This window comes from Tannerella forsythia, assembly GCF_003860135.1.
GTDB classification, from domain to species: domain Bacteria; phylum Bacteroidota; class Bacteroidia; order Bacteroidales; family Tannerellaceae; genus Tannerella; species Tannerella forsythia_A.
Map to the genome: position 1 here is coordinate 1 of NZ_RQYN01000105.1, position 2,101 is coordinate 2,101.

At 45.2% G+C, this 2,101-nt stretch carries 1 pseudogene; it reads left to right on the forward strand.

The features are described from left to right. Positions 1 to 1,765: 1,765 nt before the first annotated feature. A pseudogene (locus EII41_RS14840) lies at positions 1,766 to 1,933 on the forward strand (T9SS type A sorting domain-containing protein); the annotation flags it as partial. Positions 1,934 to 2,101: the final 168 nt, after the last annotated feature.

The window sequence follows — 2,101 nt, forward strand, 5'->3', positions numbered from 1 at the left end:
CCATGAATGCAATTATACAACTTTTTTCCGGATCCTGATTTATGGGTTACCCACACGATTCAACACAGACCCAAATATGTTTTCCGATATGGCATACGGTCAGGTAGGCAGTTCGGGGAGTTGTAATAATAATGTTGCTTGTTTTCCTGCTTGGAGTAAAGAGTCGGATGCTGTAGCCTTAGTACTTCTTTCTAACGGTACGGAATGGTGCAGCGGCTCATTGCTGATGACAGCCAATCAAAGTTTCAGACCGTATTTTCTCTCGGCATTTCATTGTATCGATACGGATATCCCGAAAGGATCATTATCATCATCCGAAATTTCCAATGCCGAAAACTGGATGTTTAAATTCCAATACAAAATGTCGTCATGCAGTGGAGGTTATGCAACCAGTGGAGTAACCTATAACCGGGCAACATTCAGGGCGGCGTGGAATAATACCGATTTCGCATTAATGGAATTGAGAAACTCTCCCGCCGGCGATCCGCGCTTTTCGTGGTTGGGATGGGACAGAAGCGGCAATACACCGACTTCGGGCACAGGAATTCATCATCCGTCCGGTGATGTCATGAAGATTTCTTTTGATAACCAACAACTACAAACTTCTAGTTGGGGAGGTAATAATAATCATTGGCTTCTAAGTTTTGATAATGGAGTTGTTGAACATGGTTCATCAGGCTCTCCTTTGTTTAACCAAAACAAACGTGTTGTTGGCCAGCTTCATGGGAATCAAAATTATAATTCTGCACGACCTTATTGCGAACAGTTTAGAGCAGAATATGGTCAATTTCATCGTTCTTGGACGGGAGGAGGAACAAACAGCACGCGGTTGAGTAATTGGTTAGACCCCAATGGAAGCGGTGTAATGACAACGAATACATCAAAGTATCCTACTCTCATCGGGCCTATGACCATTTGCAACCAGCCGAACTATACCTACACAATAAAGAACCTTCCGCAGGGAGCAACCGTACAGTGGAGCTCCAGTAACAATAGTATGACGTTGCAGTCCGGTCAGGGAACAGCAACGGCTCTATTTAGGCAAACCGGATTTACCAACGCAGAGATACGAGCAGCCGTTCGTTTTAACGGAGCCACAATTGCCAACTTGGCACAGGCTATAACCATCTGCCAGCCCTTCCTCTCCGGTCCTTCGGCTATCTGTAATCAGGCCACCTATACGGTAGAAAATCTACCGCCGGGGCTACAAGTACAATGGCAGGTTCATCCGGGATTGCATGTATACGGACAAACAAATAACTCGATATCCGTAAGTAAGCAATCGCTGACCTCACCCATAGAAAAAGGTTGGGTAAAAGCAACTATTGTAGGGACCAATATAACATTTAGGAATGACGATATTCTTGTATGGAAGTCAGGCACAACGCAAACAAATGATTTATTGGTGGGACAGTTAGATGCTTCCGGAGGTCAAGTCGAAGCGGTATATCCAATTCAGGAGTTAGGCAGAAATTTTCAATGGTCTGCTTCCAATAATTGGCAGGCAATGATACAGGGCTATCACTTTACCGATTTCTCAGGCACTCCTCAGAGTGGTGCATCAAGCGTGTATATCACAGTCCGTTTCGATGACCCATGCGGATCGGAAACCATTATATACAAAGAATTTGAACTTCCGTCTACTTATAGTTTTAGCCTCTCTCCCAATCCTGTTACAGATGTAACCACTTTACAGTGGAAATTATCCGGAGAAGCGATTTCAATGAATAGCAACAGTCAAGTTACGCAAGCTGTCGTTTGGAATCGAAGCGCCTACGAAATCCAGCTCTGGAGCGGTATGACGATGCTGCGCTCGTTCCGGACGAATGAGCCGACGTTCCAAATCCCGATGGCCGGACTGCCGGCGGGACTCTACTTCGTGCGCGTCGTCAAAGACGGACAGACGTATACGCAGAAGTTGATTAAGAAGTGAGAGAAGTGAAAAGTGAAAAGTGAAAAACGAAGAGTGAAAAGTGAAAAGTGTAGCCCGAAGGACTTTTCGTTCTTCGTTTTTCACTTTCCCATAACCCCTTGCGGACACGAAAGAAAGGAGCAGAACGGAGAAGAGCCGCATGTCAGAGAGTTGAACGTGATAAAAGTT